At 62.9% G+C, this 19,098-nt stretch carries 21 protein-coding genes; 15 read left to right on the forward strand and 6 right to left on the reverse strand.

What is annotated here, in order from left to right; all coding sequences use genetic code 11:
* The first annotated feature begins 45 nt into the window (after window positions 1-45).
* Window positions 46-1,575 carry an FAD-binding domain-containing protein gene (locus ROE7235_RS09795; protein ID WP_121095108.1) on the forward strand — a complete coding sequence of 510 codons (1,530 nt, stop codon included), beginning with the start codon at window positions 46-48 and terminating at the stop codon, window positions 1,573-1,575.
* Here ROE7235_RS09795 and ROE7235_RS09800 read toward each other — a convergent pair.
* Complete coding sequence (locus ROE7235_RS09800; RefSeq protein WP_121095110.1) at window positions 1,572-2,009, reverse strand: DsrE family protein; 438 nt, start codon at window positions 2,007-2,009, stop codon at window positions 1,572-1,574. The genes ROE7235_RS09795 and ROE7235_RS09800 overlap by 4 nt on opposite strands.
* A 161-nt stretch (window positions 2,010-2,170) precedes the next feature.
* Between ROE7235_RS09800 and ROE7235_RS09805 the strand changes: the two genes are divergently transcribed.
* A complete protein-coding gene (locus ROE7235_RS09805; RefSeq protein ID WP_121095112.1) occupies window positions 2,171-2,350 on the forward strand; it encodes a DUF2256 domain-containing protein in 180 nt (59 codons plus the stop codon).
* Here ROE7235_RS09805 and ROE7235_RS09810 read toward each other — a convergent pair.
* The gene (locus ROE7235_RS09810; RefSeq protein WP_121095114.1) at window positions 2,321-3,139 is read right to left on the reverse strand and encodes a helix-turn-helix transcriptional regulator; all 819 of its coding nucleotides are present in this window, start codon (window positions 3,137-3,139) and stop codon (window positions 2,321-2,323) included. The genes ROE7235_RS09805 and ROE7235_RS09810 overlap by 30 nt on opposite strands.
* 135 nt (window positions 3,140-3,274) lie before the next feature.
* Complete coding sequence (gene miaA / locus ROE7235_RS09815) at window positions 3,275-4,171, reverse strand: tRNA (adenosine(37)-N6)-dimethylallyltransferase MiaA (protein WP_245963925.1); 897 nt, start codon at window positions 4,169-4,171, stop codon at window positions 3,275-3,277.
* A gap of 105 nt (window positions 4,172-4,276) precedes the next feature.
* Between miaA and pyrH the strand changes: the two genes are divergently transcribed.
* The 13 genes from pyrH (at window position 4,277) to lpxB (ending at window position 16,521) form a co-directional block, all read left to right on the forward strand.
* Complete coding sequence (pyrH, locus tag ROE7235_RS09820; RefSeq protein WP_370743617.1) at window positions 4,277-5,008, forward strand: UMP kinase; 732 nt, start codon at window positions 4,277-4,279, stop codon at window positions 5,006-5,008.
* Window positions 5,009-5,094: 86 nt separating this feature from the next.
* On the forward strand, window positions 5,095-5,658 hold the full coding sequence (gene frr, locus ROE7235_RS09825) for a ribosome recycling factor (RefSeq protein ID WP_121095119.1): 564 nt from the start codon (window positions 5,095-5,097) through the stop codon (window positions 5,656-5,658).
* 36 nt (window positions 5,659-5,694) lie between these two features.
* On the forward strand, window positions 5,695-6,438 hold the full coding sequence (gene uppS, locus ROE7235_RS09830) for a polyprenyl diphosphate synthase (RefSeq protein ID WP_121095121.1): 744 nt from the start codon (window positions 5,695-5,697) through the stop codon (window positions 6,436-6,438).
* A 1-nt stretch (window position 6,439) separates the two neighbouring features.
* Window positions 6,440-7,219, forward strand: a complete 780-nt coding sequence (locus tag ROE7235_RS09835) for a phosphatidate cytidylyltransferase (protein ID WP_245963926.1) — start codon at window positions 6,440-6,442, stop codon at window positions 7,217-7,219.
* 4 nt (window positions 7,220-7,223) lie between these two features.
* Complete coding sequence (gene dxr / locus ROE7235_RS09840; protein WP_121095123.1) at window positions 7,224-8,387, forward strand: 1-deoxy-D-xylulose-5-phosphate reductoisomerase; 1,164 nt, start codon at window positions 7,224-7,226, stop codon at window positions 8,385-8,387.
* Window positions 8,388-8,411: 24 nt separating this feature from the next.
* Complete coding sequence (rseP, locus tag ROE7235_RS09845; protein ID WP_121095190.1) at window positions 8,412-9,746, forward strand: RIP metalloprotease RseP; 1,335 nt, start codon at window positions 8,412-8,414, stop codon at window positions 9,744-9,746.
* 88 nt (window positions 9,747-9,834) lie between these two features.
* Entirely contained in the window at window positions 9,835-9,990 is a 156-nt protein-coding gene (locus tag ROE7235_RS20115; protein WP_183073450.1) for a hypothetical protein, read from the forward strand.
* Between the two features lie 266 nt (window positions 9,991-10,256).
* A complete protein-coding gene (bamA, locus tag ROE7235_RS09850) occupies window positions 10,257-12,578 on the forward strand; it encodes an outer membrane protein assembly factor BamA (RefSeq protein WP_121095192.1) in 2,322 nt (773 codons plus the stop codon).
* Between the two features lie 23 nt (window positions 12,579-12,601).
* Window positions 12,602-13,183: an OmpH/Skp family outer membrane protein gene (locus tag ROE7235_RS09855; RefSeq protein ID WP_183073451.1), complete on the forward strand. Its 582-nt coding sequence runs from the start codon at window positions 12,602-12,604 to the stop codon at window positions 13,181-13,183.
* A gap of 90 nt (window positions 13,184-13,273) precedes the next feature.
* On the forward strand, window positions 13,274-13,747 hold the full coding sequence (gene fabZ / locus ROE7235_RS09860; protein ID WP_121095194.1) for a 3-hydroxyacyl-ACP dehydratase FabZ: 474 nt from the start codon (window positions 13,274-13,276) through the stop codon (window positions 13,745-13,747).
* Window positions 13,748-13,757: 10 nt separating this feature from the next.
* Complete coding sequence (gene lpxA, locus ROE7235_RS09865) at window positions 13,758-14,558, forward strand: acyl-ACP--UDP-N-acetylglucosamine O-acyltransferase (protein WP_121095127.1); 801 nt, start codon at window positions 13,758-13,760, stop codon at window positions 14,556-14,558.
* Window positions 14,555-15,370, forward strand: a complete 816-nt coding sequence (locus ROE7235_RS09870) for an LpxI family protein (RefSeq protein ID WP_121095129.1) — start codon at window positions 14,555-14,557, stop codon at window positions 15,368-15,370. Before lpxA ends, ROE7235_RS09870 begins: the two co-directional genes overlap by 4 nt.
* Window positions 15,367-16,521 (forward strand): lipid-A-disaccharide synthase, encoded by a 1,155-nt coding sequence (gene lpxB, locus ROE7235_RS09875; protein ID WP_121095131.1) that lies wholly within the window; start codon window positions 15,367-15,369, stop codon window positions 16,519-16,521. The genes ROE7235_RS09870 and lpxB overlap by 4 nt, the downstream gene beginning before the upstream one ends.
* Here lpxB and ROE7235_RS09880 read toward each other — a convergent pair.
* The 3 genes from ROE7235_RS09880 to ROE7235_RS20805 are packed head-to-tail and all read right to left on the reverse strand — an operon-like array spanning window position 16,478 to window position 19,084.
* On the reverse strand, window positions 16,478-17,407 hold the full coding sequence (locus ROE7235_RS09880; protein WP_121095133.1) for a tyrosine recombinase: 930 nt from the start codon (window positions 17,405-17,407) through the stop codon (window positions 16,478-16,480). The two genes, lpxB and ROE7235_RS09880, sit on opposite strands and share 44 nt — an antisense overlap.
* A gap of 4 nt (window positions 17,408-17,411) precedes the next feature.
* The gene (locus tag ROE7235_RS09885) at window positions 17,412-18,953 is read right to left on the reverse strand and encodes a hypothetical protein (RefSeq protein WP_121095135.1); all 1,542 of its coding nucleotides are present in this window, start codon (window positions 18,951-18,953) and stop codon (window positions 17,412-17,414) included.
* Entirely contained in the window at window positions 18,950-19,084 is a 135-nt protein-coding gene (locus tag ROE7235_RS20805) for a hypothetical protein (RefSeq protein ID WP_281272848.1), read from the reverse strand. The genes ROE7235_RS09885 and ROE7235_RS20805 overlap by 4 nt, the downstream gene beginning before the upstream one ends.
* Window positions 19,085-19,098: the final 14 nt, after the last annotated feature.

The following is a 19,098-nucleotide window of genomic DNA, read 5'->3' on the forward strand; positions in this document are numbered from 1 at the left end:
AACAAATTGCTTGACGCCCCGAACAGGAGCGATACATCCGGCGAAATGAGCGCGCCTGTCCTTCTTTGGTACAAACGTGACCTGCGGGTCACCGATCACCCTGCGCTGGCTATAGCGGGGCCGCATGTTCTGCCGGTTTATATTATAGAGCCTGATTATTGGGCCTTGTCGGATACATCGGCGCGGCAGTGGGCCTTTACCGCCGAAGCGCTGCACAGCCTGCGGGCGGAACTGGCGGAGTTGGGGCAACCGTTAATCATTCGCAAGGGCGAGGCGATTGCGGAGCTGTCGCGTCTGTGCCGCCGTTTCAAGATAAAACGCATGGTCAGCCATGAGGAAACCGGCAACGCTTGGACTTATGCGCGCGACCGCCGTGTGGGCGCATGGGCGCGCGCGCAGGGGATAGACTGGCAGGAAGTGCCGCAATGCGCCGTCGTGCGACGGCTGGCCAGCCGGGACGGGTGGCAGGGCGCGCGCAATCGCTTTATCCGGCAAGGCAGGGCCGAAACGCCGGAGGCTTTGGAACCTGTCTGCACCACCGATCTGCCCGACCGCCTGCCAGATGCGCGCGGCTTGGGGATGGCTTCAGACCCCTGTGCGCACCGCCAAAACGGCAGCCACCGCGCCGCGCGCGCCACGCTCGACAGTTTTCTTGCGACGCGGGCCGAGGGCTACCGCGCAAAGATGTCGTCGCCCTTGACCGGCGAGCGGGCCTGCTCTCGTCTGTCGCCCTATCTGGCGCTGGGCGTGCTGTCGGTGCGCGAGGTCGAACTGGCACGACAGGCGGCACCCGTGGACCGGGCCGGTTGGAAAGCGTCGATGACAAGTTTTGCCAAGCGGTTGGCGTGGCGCGATCACTTCATCCAGAAGCTGGAAGATGAACCCGCGCTGGAGCAACGCTGTCTGCACCCGGCCCATGAGGGGCTGCGCGACACCGACTCGGCGCGGTTGACCGCTTGGGCCAGCGGCCAGACCGGCGTGCCTTTTGTCGATGCGTGCATGCGCTATCTGACCGCCACGGGCTGGTTGAATTTCCGCATGCGGGCGATGCTGATGAGTTTTGCCAGCTATCACCTATGGCTTGATTGGCGCGATACCGGCGCGGTGCTGGCGCGGCGCTTTACCGATTACGAGCCGGGTATTCACTGGAGCCAGTGCCAGATGCAATCGGGCACGACGGGCATAAACACGTTGCGCATCTACAACCCCGTGAAGCAGGGGCATGATCAAGACCCGGAAGGGCGGTTCATCCGCGCTTGGGTGCCCGAACTGGCGCAGATTGCGCCGGCGCATCTGCATGAGCCTTGGACCGCGCCCAATGCCGGCGCGGTCTTGGGCACGCGCTACCCAGAGCCGTTGGTCGATCTGGCCCAAGCCGCGCGGCGGGCGCGCGATGTGATGTGGGGGCTGCGTAAGGATGCCGGGTTTGGTGACGCCGCCCGCGAGATCGCGGTCAAGCATGCGTCGCGGGCGCGCGGGACCGACCGTAGCAGCGCTGGCGCAAAGCGTGCGGCAACACGCAAACGCCCCAGCAAAAAAGGGTCGGACCCTGCGCAGCTTAGTTTTGATCTTTAGGGCCGCAGATAGGCATAGCCCTCATATTGCAGTTCCATCAGCCGCACGGCGCCGGATGGCACGGTCGTGGCCTCTGGCAGCAGTGGAACATCGGATTGCATGCGTTGCTGCATGGCTTGGACCGTGTTCAGACAGGCCGAAAAGCTGAGGTTTTCATGCAGCAGCCCCATTTCGGAAATCCGCGCACTGACCGGCGACGTGTCGGCGCGCAGCATGTGCAGACCGGGACCATAGGTGACGATCTCGACCGTGATCTCTTCGCCAAGCCCTTCATAGTGCTTGATAATATTGGCCGCATTGTTCAGCGCCATGTTCATGGTGCTGACGTTTTCTTCGTCCACATGGATGGCGACTTTTGCGCCCTCTGCCAGTGCTGCCAGAGGGGCAAGCGCGATAAGGCCCGCCACAAGGCCGGATTTTATGATGTTTCGCATGGTTTTCCTCCCAGAAAGCGAGCCACTTTCTTGCGCCTCGCAGCACAAGCATGCGCGGCAAGCTGCCACAGCGCAAGAAGAACATTCGAATATTCGTATGGGTTGCGCTTTGACCGGGGTTCGTATGAGGCTAGTTTTTGTTTGCACCCAAGGAGTGCAGGATGGCGCGGCATTTGAAAAAGGGCGATTTGCCCAGCAAGACCTGTGCGACCTGCGGACGCCCTTTTGCGTGGCGCAAGAAATGGGCAAAGGTCTGGGACGAGGTGCGATATTGCTCGGACAAGTGCCGCGCGGCCCGCAAGGGTCAGGGTTCAGGCCCCGCGTGCCTTGCGGTAAAGTGATGGCGCTGTCCCGGTATGGGCCGAAAACGCGCGCGAAAAATAGCCGGGTGTCGAGAACCCAAGATTGCGCGCGATGTCCTGCACGGGCACATCGGTTTCGCTGAGCAGGCGCCGCGCCTCGTACAGGCGGCGTTCCTGCACCAGTTGCAGTGCGGTGCGCCCGCAACTCGCCCGGCAGGCCCGTGTCAGATGGGTAGGTGTCACCCCAAGCGCCTGTGCATAGTCGCCGACATTCAACGCAGAGCCGAAACTGCGTTCCAGCAGGGTCGAATAGCGTGCCGTCAGCCGTTCGTTCGCATTGGTCGAGGACAGGCCGCGGGGGCTGTCATCGCCCGCACTGCTGCGCTGACGCTCCAGCCAGATCGCCAACAGCCCGATCTGATGACGTGCGGCGCGTTCTGCGAAGTCTTTTGCACCCTCCAGTTCGCGCTGGATCGCATCCATGATCTGCGCAACCTCTGCATGTTGCGACCCGTCGCGAAGGCGCAGGTGCAGCGGCGTTTCGGGCAGATCAAGGCCGGTCGGATCACCCATATGCAGTGCAACACCCTGCGTGCGGGTCATGGCCTGAAAGCCATACATTGTTCCGGGGGGGATGTAGATCGCGTTATGCGGGTGAACCCCGCGAGTGCTACCGCCGAGCGTGATGCGGCCTTGGCCTGCTGTGAACCAGAAAAACACCGGCTCGCGCAGAGCGCGCAGTGTTTCAAGCTGCCATTTCGGGGCGGCGGCCAGTTTCGAGATTGGAACAATGCGCAGGCGTTTTGGTTGGTCTGGTATGCGAGTCATCTGGCCTCTGTCCCCCCGGATCTGGGCAAGATTAGGACAGTGGCAGGGCAGGGGAAGACCATATCCTCACGCAACCGTGAGTCGTGGGCGCCTTTATGGCGATGCGTTGCAATTCGGTGACTCTGGCAGTCGCCGCTACAGCAGCCGTTCCCAGCCTGACATACGCGCCCGAAACCAAGTGCGCTGGCGCTTTGCATATTGGCGCGTGGCAAGTGTTGCGGCGTTGGTGGCCTCTGACAACGAGATATGGCCTTGAAGATGCGCAATCAGTTCCGGTGCGCCGATCGCCTTGGCCCATGGCGCACGCGGGGCCCAGTGGGGCAACACGGCGCGTGCTTCGTCCAAAGCGCCTTGTGCGATCATCTGCTCGAAGCGCGAGGCGATTCGCGAAGCGGACCATTCGGGCGTTGGCAGCATAAGATATGCCGTCGCGTGCTCCAGTGGCAGCAAGGGTGGTGGCGTGGCGTCCTGCCATGCGGCAAGCCCCTGTCCCGTGGCGCGCTGCACCTCCCACGCGCGCTGCACGCGGGCGGGGTTTTGCATGTCGATCCGCGCGCGAGTGTCAGGGTCCAGCCCGCCCAGCAGCGGCGCAATGCCGTCGCCTGCGACCAATGCATCGGCCTCGGCCCGCACATCTGCGGGTGTGGGTGGAATTTCTGCAAGTCCTTCGGTCAGGGCGCGAAAGTAAAGGCCGGTGCCGCCCACGACCACGGCATTGGGGTGGTCCGCCAGAATACTGCGCATGGCGCGCAGCCAGTGGCCAACCGACCACTCCGCTCCCGCGCCAACGGTGCCGTATAAAAAGTGCGGCGCTGCCGCGCAGTCCTGCGCATCGGGGCGCGCGGTCAAAATCCTCCACATATCATAGACTTGCAGCGCATCGGCATTGACCACGGCACGGCCCTGCCTGCGTGCAAGTTCCAACGCCAAGCCGGATTTGCCGCTTGCGGTAGGGCCAGCCAACAGCACCGGGCTATCTGGTTGTGGCGGATCGCCAAGCAAACGTGACAGCGCATCGGCAATTTCGGGCATGACCTTCGCTTTCACGTTGAACCTTGTGCCGTTTTCCGACATTTTTGCGCCGGATGAAAGCGCCTGCGGCAAGGATGACGCCGCGCGCCCATGGAAGGAAGCCCGATGACCGATCCCGCCGACCGCCCGCACTACAAGCGCGTCATGCTTAAAGTATCGGGCGAGGCGTTGATGGGCGATCAGGGCTACGGGCTGCACCCGCCCACCGTGGCGCGCATCGCTGAAGAGGTGAAATCGGTTCACGAGATGGGCGTCGAGGTCTGCATGGTCATCGGCGGTGGCAACATCTTTCGCGGGCTGCAAGGGTCCGCGCAGGGGATGGAGCGCACGACAGCCGACTATATGGGAATGCTGGCGACGGTCATGAACGCGCTGGCCATGCAGGCGGCGCTGGAAACGGTGGGCGTGTTCACCCGCGTTGTCAGCGCCATTCCGATGGACCAGATCTGCGAACCTTATATTCGCCGTCGCGCCGTGCGCCATTTGGAAAAGAAGCGCGTTTGTATCTTCACCGCCGGCACCGGGAACCCGTATTTCACCACCGATACGGCTGCTGCCTTGCGCGCCTCTGAGATGGCCTGTGACGCGATTTTCATGGGTAAGAACGGGGTCGACGGGGTGTATGACAAAGACCCACGCCAGAATGCGGACGCCAAACGCTATGACAAGATCAGCTATGACGAAGCACTGTCGCGCAATCTGAAAGTGATGGATACCAGCGCACTCGCGCTGGCGCGCGACAACAACCTGCCGATTATCGTGTTCGGGCTGGACCAGCCGGGCGGGTTCCGCAGCATTCTGGCGGGCGAGGGTCCGCATACAATCGTAGAACGCTAGCGCGCGGGCTACCACTGCGGGCTACTTTTCGGTATCAAGGGGCGTGGCGGCACTATGCCGCGCCCGAGCAAGGGGACAAAACAGGCATGTCTGACGAAATTGAGATTGATCTGGACGATCTGAAACGCCGCATGGACGGGGCCATGGGCGCGCTGAAAACCGAATTTGCGTCATTGCGCACGGGGCGCGGGTCAGCCTCTATGCTGGACCCGATCATGGTCGAGGCATATGGCCAGAACACCCCGATTAACCAGGTTGGCACCGTGAACGTGCCAGAACCGCGCATGGTGACGATCAATGTCTGGGACAAGTCCTTGGTCGGTAAGGTTGAAAAGGCCATCCGCGAATCCGGTCTTGGGATAAACCCGCAGTTGAACGGCACCATCATCATGCTGCCGATCCCGGAACTGAACGAGGAACGCCGCCGCGAGTTGAGCAAGGTTGCCGCACAATACGCCGAACATGCCCGCGTTGCCGTGCGCAACATCCGCCGCGACGGGATGGACCAGTTGAAAAAGGCCAAGGCGGCAGGCATGTCAGAGGACGAGCAAAAGCTCTGGTCCGAGGAAATACAGGATTTGACCAACACCTATATTGGCAAGGTCGATGCGGCACTTGATAACAAGCAAGAAGAGATCATGCAGGTTTAGGCCCGCACAAGTCTTCAGGCGACAGGCGTTTTTAGTATGACATTTGACCAGCGCAACGATGACGACCAAGACCCGGCCTTGCAGAACCATCTGCATGTCGCGATCATAATGGATGGCAACGGGCGCTGGGCCAAAAACCGGGGGTGGCCACGGCTCGTCGGCCACCGCAAAGGGGCCGAGCGGGTTCGCGAACTGGTCGATTCCTGCCCCGAAATCGGTGTCCGGTATCTGACGCTCTATGCATTCTCGACCGAGAATTGGAAACGTTCGACCGAGGAAGTGCTTGGACTGATGTCGCTCTTCGGGCGCTACATAAAGCGCGAGGCCGGACGCATGAACCGCGAAGGCGTTCGGATGCGCATTATCGGTGATCGCAAGCGGTTGGACCCGAAACTGCAAGCTCTGTTCGACTGGATAGAGCAAGACACGGCAAAGAATGACCGGGTGCACCTGACCGTGGCCATCAATTACGGCGGCCGCGACGAGATTGCGCGCGCTGTCCGCGCCGCTGCGCGCGACGTGGCGGCGGGTAAGCTGGATCCGGCGACGATCAGCGATACGCATTTCGCGTCATATCTGGACACCTCGGATCTGCCCGATCCCGATCTTGTTGTGCGCACCTCGGGTGAAACGCGGGTGTCAAACTATCTGCTGTGGCAGGCCGCCTATTCCGAATACGTATTTACGCCAGTCCTGTGGCCCGATTTCACGCCGCAGACCATGGCCGATATTCTGCACGAATACGGGCTGCGCGAACGCCGCTTCGGCGGGGTCAAATAGCGTGGCCGAATTCTCTGACCTGCGCGCGCGGGCCTTGTCCGGCGCGGCCATGGCGGGGCTTGGCGCGGGGGCGATCTGGCTGGGTGGCCCGGTCTTTAGGGTATTGGTCTGCGTGCTATCGGGGCTGATGGTGTGGGAGCTGTCGCGCATGCTCGACCCCGACGCGGCCTTCGGCAAGGCCGAGGCAGCGGGCTTCACCGCCGCCGTTGTGCTGATCGTGTTTATTTGGCGCTTTGACGGTATGGTGCTGCTGTCGCTGACGGCGCTTGTCGCGGTTCTGCTGGCATGGCGTTTCCCAAAGGATCGTAGTGTGGCCGGGGCCTATCTGGGGCTGATCCTGCTGGCAGGGCTGGGCCTGATCGCGCTGCGCGGTGATTTCGGCGCGCTTTGGGTGCTCTGGCTGGTTGCACTGGTGGTTGGGTCCGATGTCGCGGGGTATTTCGCCGGGCGCATCTTTGGCGGGCCAAAGCTGTGGCCGCGCGTCAGCCCCAAGAAAACATGGTCCGGCACGGTCGCGGGCTGGGCGGTCGCTGTCGCGGTTGCGCTGCTCTTCATGCCGCTTTTGGCGGCGGGGCCGGGGCTGATTGTGGCGTCGGTTCTGATCGCCATGGCGGGGCAGGCCGGCGACATCGCGCAAAGCGCGATCAAGCGGCACGCGGGCGTCAAGGACAGTTCCAACCTGATCCCCGGGCACGGCGGCGTCATGGACCGCTTCGACGCACTGGTCGCGGCTGCGTTGGTCGAACTTGTCCTCGCGCAGACCGGCTTTCTGGGGGGCTGATCGCATGCGGGTGTCTGTGTTCGGCGCGACAGGGTCCATCGGGGAAAGCACCTTTGACCTGCTGCGCGCGCGGCCCGATATTCAGGTCGTGGCCCTGACCGGCGGTCGCAACGTGGCGCGTTTGGCGGAGCAGGCGCGCGAATCGCGGGCAGAATTGGCGGTAACAGCCTATGACGACTGCCTGGAGCCTCTGCGCGCGGCGCTGGCTGGTAGTGGCACAGAGGTCGCGGCGGGCACGCAGGCGCTTATAGAAGCGGCAAGCCGCCCTGCCGATTGGGTCATGTCCGCCATAGTCGGCGCAGCAGGGTTGGAGCCGGGGTTCCGGGCACTCGCCCAAGGCGCGACGCTGGCGTTGGCCAACAAGGAATCGCTTGTCACCGCAGGCCCGCTGTTGATGGCAGAGGCCGCCCGCCACGGCGCGCGCATCCTGCCGGTGGATTCCGAGCATTCCGCCGTGTTTCAGGCGCTGGTGGGCGAGGATATGGCGGCGGTCGAGCGTGTTATCATCACCGCATCGGGCGGGCCTTTCCGCACATGGAACAAGGCGCAGCTAGAAGATGCGACACTTGCGCAGGCGCAGACACACCCGAATTGGTCCATGGGCCAGCGCATTACCATCGACAGCGCAACGCTGTTCAACAAGGCGCTGGAACTGATTGAAACGCGGGAATATTTCGGCATCGCGCCCGATCAGATCGAAGTGTTGGTGCATCCGCAATCCATCATCCATGCAATGGTCGGGTTCCGTGACGGCGCGCTTATGGCGCATCTTGGTCCGCCCGACATGCGCCACGCCATCGGCTACGCGCTCAACTGGCCCGAGCGGTCGGAATTGCCCGTCGCGCGGCTGGACCTTGCTGCCATGGGCCAGTTGACCTTCGAGGCACCGGACCCCGACCGCTTCCCCGCGCTGCGCTTGGCGCGGCAGGTCATGGACCTGCACGGCCATGCCGGGGCGGTGTTCAATGCTGCCAAAGAGGTGGCGCTTGATGAGTTTATCGCCGGGCGTCTGAGGTTCTTGCAGATGGCAGCGCTGGTCGACCGCACGATTGACACGCTTTTGACCGATTCTCGCCTGACTGCGCCAGTATGCACGCTTGAAACCGTGCAACAGATGGACCACTTGGCTAGAGAGACCGCGCGCCGGATCGCCGCGGACCTGACCTAGCATACCCGATTGAAGGACAGCATTTTGGACGCTCTTGGCCTCTTGCCCGATTTCGGCAATTTCTTTGCAACCATCGCGGCCTTTGTCGTGGTCCTGTCCATCATCGTAGCGGTGCATGAATACGGCCACTACATTGTCGGGCGCTGGTCGGGTATCCATGCCGATGTGTTTTCAATAGGCTTCGGGCCGGTTCTGGCCCAACGCACGGACAAACGCGGCACGGTCTGGCAATTCGCGGCAATCCCTTTGGGCGGCTATGTGAAATTCGCAGGCGATTCCGGCGCAACATCTGGCAAGGATGATGGTGCAATGTCGGGGCTGAGTGCCGCTGAGCGCCGTCGCACCATGCATGGCGCACCGCTCTGGGCGCGCGCCGCAACCGTTGCGGCCGGCCCTGTGTTCAATTTTATATTTGCCTTCGTCGTCTTTGCAGGCCTGATCGTGTATGAGGGCATTGCCGTAGATGAACCCGTTGTGGGCGAGATTACCGAGCTGCCCGCAGCTCCATTCCAGTTGCAACAGGGCGACCGTATTCTGGCAGTCGGCGGCATTCAGACCGAAACTCTGTCGGATTTTCTGGGCAGCGCCCAAGACTTGCCAGCGCAAGCGGTGCTGGATTATACCGTGCTGCGCGACGGGCGCGAAATGCAGGTCACAGGTCCGCATCCCATGCCGCCGCTTGCGGGGTCGGTCGCGATGCAATCGGCTGCGCGCGATGCGCAGATGCAGCCGGGTGATGTGATCTTGTCAATAAACGGCGATCAGATCGCCACTTTCAACCAGTTGCGCGACAAGGTTGCCGCGTCAGAAGGTGCGCCGCTGGACCTGACAGTCTGGCGCGGGGGCGATGAACTGGCGCTGACGCTGGAACCGCGCAGCACCGACCTGCCACTGCCCGGAGGCGGGTTTGAAACCCGTTACCTGATTGGCCTGACATCCGGCGCGGTGTTCGAATACGGCACCCGCAGCCCCGGCGTGGTCGAAACCGTGACAATCGCGGCCGGGCAACTCTGGACCATCACCCGCACCTCTATCGAGGGGTTGTATTACATGATCGTCGGGCAGATCAGCACCTGTAATCTGTCCAGCCCCATCGGGATTGCCGAAGCCTCGGTCGCGAAAGCGTCGGATGGCTTGGTGGAATTCATCTGGTTTCTTGGCGTGATCTCTGTGGCGATCGGGTTCCTGAACCTGTTTCCCATACCGCCACTCGACGGCGGGCACCTGATGTTCCACGCCTACGAGGCCGTGGCCCGCCGTCCCGCGAACGATCAGGCCGTACGCGTGCTGATGACGCTGGGCATGGCACTTGTCCTGACCCTGTTCCTCTTTGCCCTGTTCAACGATCTGACCTGCTAGGCGAAGGCCGTTTCCTTGAAACGGCCACGCCCGCGCCACATTCCCGCCCCGATTGCCCGGCATACCGTCCGAAACGATGGAGGGGCGCATGGCTTATCTTGACGCAGAGTTCAATAATATCCGGCTGATCTGGTCGCGCATTGGCGACCGTGTGCTGGTGGCGCTTCTGGTCGCGATGGCCATGGGCCTTGCCAGCTTTGTCGCCATCCAGTTGGGGCACGGACCGATTCAAATAACCCCCTGACCGGCAAGAGCCTTATTTTTCAAGCGCATCCGGCCCATGCCGGGTGCGTTATGCTTTCGGTGTAGTGCAACATTCCATTGCAGCGCAGGCACCGACGGGCTGCAAGGCTCCGCGAAACGGGGTGATTGCTTTGACAACCCCCGCGTAAGCCGCTAGTCACGACTCCAAAATAATGCGGTAAAACGGGGCCCGAAATGCGCGGAATCTTTAGGATGCTGCCATCGCGCAAAGGGAGTGTGGCAAAGCGCCTGCGCTTCTTGACTGTGATGGTTTTATGTTTCTTTTCAGTAAGTTCTTTTGCCCTGCCAACCTCTGCCGAGGCGCAGAGCTACAATTTTTCGACCATAGATATTGATGGAAACGTCCGCGTAGACGATTCTACAATTCTGAGCGTCGCCAGAATCGGTACCGGGCAAACGGTAACCGCGGCCCAGATCAGCGCTGCCTATGGGAACCTGACGGCGTCGGGCCTGTTCGAGACAGTCGAGATGACGCCGCGTGGCAACCGTCTTGAGATCCGGGTAGAGGAATTTCCTGTCATCGGGGTCGTCAATTTCGAGGGCAACCGCCGTATCGATGACGAGATCCTGGCCGAGGCCGTGCAGGTGCAGGCTGGACGGGTGCTGTCGCCCACTCAAGTGGAAGCCGACGCCCGTGCCATTGCAGAAGTGTATGCGCAGCGCGGTCGCACTGCGGCAGAGGTCACGCCCCAGATCCTGCCGCGCGGCAATAACCGTGTCGACCTTGCCTTTGTGGTACGAGAAGGCGACGTGGTCGAGATCGAGCGCATTTCCTTTGTCGGCAACCGCGCGTTTTCCAACTACCGGCTGCGCAACGTGCTCAACACCAAGCAGGCCGGTATTCTGCGCCGCCTGATTCAACGTGACACATTCGTTGCAGAGCGCATCGCGCTCGACCGCCAATTGCTGTCGGATTTCTATCTGGCACGTGGCTATGTGGACTTCGAAATCCTGTCTGTTACGCCCGAGCTGGCGCGCGAGAGAGACCGGTTTTTCCTGACCTTCAACCTGCGCGAAGGCAACCAGTTCCGCTTTGGCGATATTTCGGTCGTGAGCGAGGTCGAGGGCATCGACTCCGCCGATTACGAGGCTGAAATCCGGGTGAATCCGGGCGATATTTTCGCACCGACAACGCTAGAGATGAACATCGCCCGCATCGAGCGTCTGGCAGAAAGCCGCGGGCTTCGGTTTATCCGCGCAGATCCGCGCTTCACCCGCAATAACCGCGACGGCACGATTGATGTCGAATTCGCCATCGTGCGCGGCGAGCGGGTGTTCGTGGAACGGATCGATATTCAGGGAAACACAACAACGCGCGACGATGTGATCCGGCGCCAATTCCGTGTTGCCGAAGGTGATCCGCTGAATCCGCGCAAGATCCGCGAAGCCGCAGAGCGTATTCGCGCGCTGGGCTATTTCGCCGAATCTTCGGTCGAGCCGCGTGCGGGCTCTGCACCGGACCAGGCCGTTGTCGATGTCGAGGTGGAAGAAACCACGACAGGGTCTTTGGGCTTCTCTGTTAGCTACGGCGCGGAGCAGGGGGTTGGCTTCGGCATTTCCTTTTCCGAGCGGAATTTCCTGGGGCGTGGCCAGCAGGTTGCTGCCAGTTTCAACACCGTGAAAGGGTCGCGCGATATCTCCGTATCTTTCACGGAACCTGCGCTGATGGGCCGTGATCTGTCCTACTCGTTCGACCTCGGTTACCGCGAGACCTCCAGCTTCAACGCCAATTTCGACACGCGAGAGGCGTTTATCAACAATTCGATCGGCTTTCCCGTCAGCGAGTATGGTCGCCTGACACTGCGTCAGGGGCTGTTGGCGGAGCGGTTGACGGGTTTGGAGGAGTTTGAAGCCGATGGTGTAACCCGCAGAGATTCTGTGCGCCTGATCGACGACCAAATCGGGGGCACGAGTATTACCGGCACCCTTGGCTACACCTATGCCTATGACACGCGGAACCGCGGTGTGGACCCGTCCAGAGGGTGGGTGTTCTCGCTGACGCAAGATATCGGCGTTGGGAACAACCAACGGCGCTTCCTGAAGTCTGAAGCGCGCGCCGGGTATGAAATGGCCGTGCTGAATGAGAATGTGACGCTGAAAGCCGACGGGCGTTTGGGTGTTCTACACATGGCCAGCGGTCGTTCGCGCTACCGCGACCGGTTCCAACTGGCCAGCGTCATGCGCGGTTTTGCTGCCGGCGACTCCGGTCCGCGGGATTTTGCGTCCGCCGCAGATGACGTGCTGGGCGGGACGCGCTACGCCGTGGTATCGCTGGAAGCGCAATTCCCGCTGGGTCTGCCCGAGGAATACGGGCTGAGCGGCGGTGTCTTTGCCGATGTCGGGTCTGTCTGGGGGGTCGATGGTATTGATGGACGTCCCCCAACCGCCATCAACACATCGGACGGCACCAGCGACTCGGCCGACCTACACCTGCGCGCCACCCTCGGCGTATCGCTGTTCTGGGACAGCCCGCTTGGGCCATTGCGCTTCGACCTGTCGCGTCCGTTGAAGAAGCAGCCTTACGACGAATCGCAGAACTTCGACTTCTCGATCGTCTCTACCTTCTAAAGATGATCCGGGGGCGGGCCATCGTGTTCGGTGCGGTCGCAGGGCTCTGTCTTGCGACCGCTGCCATTGCGCAGCAAGGTGGCGGCTTTTCCCTTGGGCAGAGTGTTGAACGGGCAATCGGGGCTGATCTGGTCCTGCGCAGCGTTGACGAGGAACGATTGTTCCGTGACTCCGAATTCGGCCAGCGGGTGCAGGCGGATATCGATGCCGCGTCGCGCGCGCTTGAAGCAGAGAATGCGCGTCTTTTGTCGGAGTTGACCGCGCGTGAGGAAGAACTGACCGGGCTGCGCGACAGCCTGCCGCCCGATGAGTTCCGCGCCCAGGCCGACGCTTTCGACCAGCGCGCCGAAAGGATCCGTCAGGATCAGGCGCAAAAGCTCTCGCGGTTCGCGCAATTCGAGGAGTCCGAGCGCCGCCGGTTTTTCGCCCGTTCCGGCGTGATATTGCAACAGGTGCTGGAAGATGAGGGTGCGCAAATCCTGATCGCGGCGCGTGCGGTAATTATCGGTGTGCCGGAAATGGATATGACCGGGGCCGCCATCGCCGCGATTGACGCAGAGATCGGTGATGGCGGTGCGCCGCCTTTCCCGCTGACGCTGCCCTGAGCGACGCTTGCCAGTTGCGCCTTGCCTTGCTAATCGCAGTCAGGCGCGGCCTTCGCGGGGTCGGGCCACTGCCGTTTCAAAAGGATGACCATGTCTGACATCGCCCCCAACCCCGCCACAGAGGCCGATCTGGCCACGATCATGAAGATCATTCCGCACCGCTACCCGTTTCTGCTGGTCGACAAGGTCCGGGATGTGGTGGCGCGTGAAAGCGCCGTGGGCATCAAGAACGTCACCTTCAACGAGCCGCATTTTCAGGGCCATTTTCCCGGTGCGCCCATCATGCCCGGCGTGACCATCGTGGAAGCGATGGCGCAGACCGCCGCCGTGTTGGTGGGGATGACCATCGGTTATGGTGAGAAGGCCCCGCTGGTGTATTTCATGTCCATCGACAAGGCCAAGTTCCGTCGCAAGGTGGTGCCCGGCGATGTGCTGGAACTGCATGTGAAAGTGCTGCGCGGGTCCACCAAGATCTGGAAATTCGAAGGCACTGCCATGGTCGAAGGCCAAGTTGCCGCGCAGGCCGAATTCGCCGCGATGATAGACGCGTCGGCGACGGCATAAGGGCGAACCCATGTCAGCAATAGACTCCAGCGCGCAAATCCACCCCATGGCGGTGGTGGAAGAGGGTGCGGAAATTGGTGCAGGGTGCATCATCGGCCCCTTCGCCATCATCGGGCCAGAGGTCAGTTTGGGCGCGAATGTCACGGTTAAACCCCACGCACTTGTCACTGGCTGGACCGCCATTGGTGAGGGGTGCACGATTTTCTCGTTCGCGTCTGTGGGTGAGGTGCCGCAAGACCTGAAATATGCGGGGGAGCGGACGCGACTGATTGTCGGGCGCAACTGCCGCATTCGGGAAAACGCGACATTGCACATTGGCACCGAACAGGGCGGAGGTGTGACCCGCGTGGGCGATGGTTGCCTTGTGATGGCCGGTGCGCATGTCGGCCACGACGCGCAGGTCGGCAATAATGTGATATTGGCGAACTATGCCGGTGTCGCCGGACATGTTGTGATAGAGGACAACGTCATTGTCGGCGCGCTGTCGGGCATCCATCAATTCGTGCGCGTGGGTGAGGGCGCGATCATCGGTGGTGTCAGCCGTGTCACGCATGATGTGATGCCGTTCGGCATGGTCGCCAGCACCGATGGCACACTGAACGGTCTGAACCTGATTGGTCTGAAGCGGCGCGGCATGTCGCGCGAGGATATTGCCGCTTTGCGTGATGCCTATCGCACCCTTGCCCAAAGCGATGCGCCTTTGGTGGACACCGCGCGCGGCTTGGCAGAAAAGACCGACTCTGACGCGGTGCGCAAACTGGCGGCGTTTTTCACCGAAACGTCGGGCCGCAATTTCCTGCGTCCGCAATGACCCGCACGGCGCTGATTGCAGGTCGGGGCGATCTGCCCGAACGTGTCGCAGCGCGGCTGTCGCTAGAGGGCGCGCCCCCTGTGCTGGCAGAGCTGGAGGGGTTTGAAAGCCTGTCACTTGCGCGCGACGGTGTAGTGCGTTTCCGGCTGGAGCGTTTGGTGCCCTTCCTTGACCGGTTGGTTGATCTGGGCGTGACCCGCGCGGTCTTTGCCGGTGGCGTGCACCGCCCGCGGCTGGACCCCGCGCTCCTCGACCCCGCAACGATGCAGCTTTTGCCCCGTATCATGGCGGCGATGGGCCAGGGCGATGACGGTGCGCTGCGCGAAGTCATCGCGCTTATGGATGAATGGGGCATAGAGGTGGTGGGCGTGCAGGACATTTGCCCCGAGCTGTTGCCAGACCCCGGCCAGCTTGGCACGCAGGCCCCGACGGCGCAGGACATCAGCGATATCGCGCGTGGCTTTGGCATTTTGCAGGCCATGGGGGCGGCGGATGTGGGGCAAGGATGTGTCGTGGCGCGTGGTCAGTGCCTTGCGATGGAAGCGCTGCCCGGAACCGACGCAATGCTGGCACATCTGGCACACCTACGCCCCGGTGCGCTGCCAGAGGGCGGCGTGTTTTGCAAAGCGCCCAAGCCCGAACAGGATCGCCGCATCGACCTGCCCGCCTTGGGCGTGGCCACGGTCGAGGCCGCGCACAGCGCGGGCCTGCGCGGCATTGCGGTCGCAGCTGGCGGCGTGCTGTTGATAGACCGCGAGGCGATGATCGCGCGCGCCGACGAGTTGGGACTTTTCCTGCTGGCAGAACCATGAAGGTCTTTTTGATCGCGGGAGAGCCGTCCGGCGACAGCCTTGGGGCCGCGCTCATGCAGGGGTTTGCCGACCTGTCGTCCGATTGCAGCTTTGCCGGTATCGGCGGCGAGGGGATGGAGGCGGCGGGCCTGACCCCGCTATTTCCCATGTCGGACCTGTCGGTCATGGGGCTGGCCGAAGTCTTGCCCCGCATTCGGTTGCTCCGCCGCCGAATTGCGCAGACCGCGCAGGCGATTGCAGATTCGCGCCCCGATCTGGTCGTGACCATCGACAGCCCCGATTTCTGCCTGCGAGTCTTGCGAAAGGCGCGCGCGGCCCGTCCCGACCTGCCTGTGGTGCATTACGTTGCGCCCTCGGTCTGGGCATGGCGGCCGAAACGCGCGGCGCGCATGGCCCCCTTGGTAGATCACGTTCTGGCGCTTTTGCCGTTCGAGCCGCCCTATATGCAGGCTGCTGGCATGTCCTGCGATTTCGTGGGTCATCCGGTTGTGGCCGCGCCTCGCGCATCAGAGGCAGAGGCGCAGGCGATCCGCCAGTCGGACACGGTTGTGCTGGCGCTGCCCGGTTCGCGCGGTGGCGAAATCGCCCGCCTTGCCCCGCGCTTTGGGCAGGCTTTGGGCCAAGCATTGCCCAAGGGTGCGCAGGTTTTGGTGCCGACGGTGGCTTCCCAAGCCGAGCAGATGCGCGCGCAGGTGGCGCAATGGCCGGTTCCTGCGCAGGTCGTGACAGACCCTGCCCGGAAACGCGCGGCCTTTCGCGCGGCGGATGTGGCCCTTGCCGCGTCGGGCACGGTCAGTCTGGAGCTGGCAGCCAATGATACGCCCATGGTGATCGGCTATGACATGGCCCCGCTGACGCGCATGATCGCGGAACGGCTGGTCAAGCTGGACACGGTGACCTTGGTCAATCTGGTGTCGGACACGCGCGCTGTGCCAGAGTATCTGGGCCGCGCCTGCACTGTGGACAATCTGGCGCAGGGTGTGCGCGACCTGCTGGGCGACCCCGCCCGCCAAGCCGCACAGCGCGCCGCGATGCGCCTGACGATGGACCGGCTAGGGCAGGGGGGCGAGCGCCCCGGTCATCGTGCGGCCGCGTCCTGCCTTGCCTTCATGTCCCGGAAAGCGGGTGGTGGTCCAGCACCAGCGCCTTGAGGCGTTCTTCCAGCACATGCGTATAAATCTCTGTCGTGCCGATATCGGCATGGCCCAGAAGCGTCTGAATGGCGCGCAGATCTGCGCCACCCTCCAGCAGATGCGTGGCAAAGGCGTGGCGCAGCACATGCGGGCTGACGCGCGTAGGGTCCAGCCCTGCGGTCATGGCCATTTCTTTCAGCGCCAGAAAGAACCCGACGCGGCTAAGATGCCCTGCCTTGCCGCGCGACGGAAAGAGCGCCTTGGGTTCTGGCTTGCGCGCGCTGCGCAGGGCGCTGGCCTGCCGGTCCCATTCGGCCAGCCACGCCGTCAGCGCCGTGCGCGCGGGTTGCGACAGGGGCACCATGCGGTCCTTGTTGCCTTTGCCATTGACCAAGATCATGCGCGGATCGCCCCGAACCGCATTGACCGGCAGGCTGACCAGTTCCGTCACGCGCAGCCCGGTGGCATAGAGCAGTTCCATCAGGCAGGTGTTGCGCAGGCGCTCGGCCTTTGTGCGCCCGGTGCGACGGGCGGCGTCCAATAGCGCCGTCACATCGGCGGGGGACAGGGTTTGCGGCAGTTTGGCCGCCTTGCCCGGTCCCGCGATGCGGGCGGCGGGATCGCTGTCGCGCCAGCCTTCGGCATAGGCAAAACGGAACATCTGCCGTACCGATGCCAGTCGGCGCGCGCGGGTGGCGCGTGCCAAGCCTTGCGCATCCAGATCCAGCAAATAGGCTTCGATCCGGTCCTGCCCCAGCGTTGCGAAATCCAACCCATTGCGATCGCACCAGCCGGCAAAATCGCGCAGGTCGCGCCCGTATGCCAATTGCGTGTTGCGCGCGGCCCCGGCCTCTGCGGCGGCGGCTTGCAGAAAGGTCGATATCCAGCGCGCGGACTCTTGCATGGTGCTATCCGCGCCGTTCCAGAAGCAGCAACTCCAGCGCGATCTGGCGGGCGTCACGCGTCAGCCCCAAGGCCAGCAGGCTGGCCAAGCCACGTTCGGTGGCCAGCATATCGCCTTGGGTCGCGCCTGCGATCTGGTCCAGCGCATCAAGCGCAAGCCGTCCGCGCTCACCATCGTCCAGCCACAGGTTTTGCGGCATCGGCAAGGTATCCGTGCCAAAGGCTGCGGCAATTGCCGGGCCAACCCCGGACACGCCGCTCGGCGGTAAATCCGCCCCGATAGCCAGCGCCATTGCAAACCGCCCCAAGGGGGTATCCGGCGCGATTTGCGCCGCGCGGTCGGGTCGATGTTCCGCCAGCAACAAGATAGCCCATTGTATCCGAACCGCGGGTCCGGTCAGGTCGTGATCTGCCAACCGCTCGGCAAAAATGCGGGCAAAGGCGCTATCAAGCTCGACTTGCTCGAATAAGGGCCATGCCATGACAAGGGCAGTGCCGATTGCATCTGCCTGTCCGCCGTCCAGCGCATCATCGAGCGACTGAACCGCGCGCACACGGTCCCAGACCCCGCCAGAGGCAGCGGCACGCCGATGGGTGTAAATTCCCATCAGGCGGCCCGGCTGCATAACCCCTGTGCGCGTCAGGCGTTCTGCTGCGTCAATCTGGGCGCGCCAGCCGCTGGTGCCGCGCAGATCTGCATGGGCAAAGGCCACGGGCAATGTGCCGGTGCCGACCGGTTCGCCCAAAGCTTCCAGCACGCGCCATCCCATCGGGGTCAGGTCGGTTGGCGGCGCAAGGGTCAGATCCTGCTCCTCTTCCTCCAGAAAGCGGGTCAAAAGCTGCGCTTCGGTCGTGGTGAGCCCGCCCAACGCGCGGGCGGCGCCCAATGCCGCATAGGCAGATTGCCATTGCCCTTGTCGGGCCAGACAGAAAATTCGGGCCGCTTCGCCGCTGTCGCCTGCCAACTGGCCCTGCAAGCGGGCACAGGCGCGGTCCTCTTCGCCCAGCAACAGTGCAATGTCGAAGGCGCGCCCGTTCAGCGCTGCCGTCTGGACCGGCGCGGCTTCGATCAGTTGGGTGGCCTGTTCCAGCGCGCCAATTTCGATCAGCTTGTCCAACCGTGCGACCAACAACCTGCCGGGTTTGTCCTGCGGTCCAAGTTGGGGTGGTGCGAATTCTGCCACCAGCAAGCGCAACATCAGCCGTTGTGCGGCGGGCATCATGGCGGGCGACAGTCTTGCGACGGCTTCTGCCAGTTGCGTCACATCGCTTGGCCCCCACAGGTCGCGCGGCAGGCCAATGCGCGTGGCGGCAAACAGGCCGGTGCTGTCCAGCGTCGATTGTTGCAGCGGGCGGGTCTGGATCGGGGCAATATCGGTGCTTGGCGAAGGTTGCGGCGCGACAGTACGCGGCGGGGCGGCCGGGCCCAGCGGCTGCGTCAGCGCCTGTTCCAGCCAGTCAATCGCCGACAATGGTGTGCCTTGCTGCGCTGCGCCCGCGCCGGGAAGGCATATCGCCAGAACAAGGCCAGCCGCGCGCCAGCTCACTCTGCCTCCAGCTCTATCGGTTCGGACACGGGCGCGCGCTGCGCAGACATGTCACCGATATAGGCATAGGCCACGACGGCTATGGCCGCGAGCACAACAAGGATAAGGATCAGTCGAAAGAGATATTTCATAGACCTGTTCGCGC

It is taken from the genome of Roseinatronobacter ekhonensis, from assembly GCF_900499075.1.
Classification (GTDB): domain Bacteria; phylum Pseudomonadota; class Alphaproteobacteria; order Rhodobacterales; family Rhodobacteraceae; genus Roseinatronobacter; species Roseinatronobacter ekhonensis.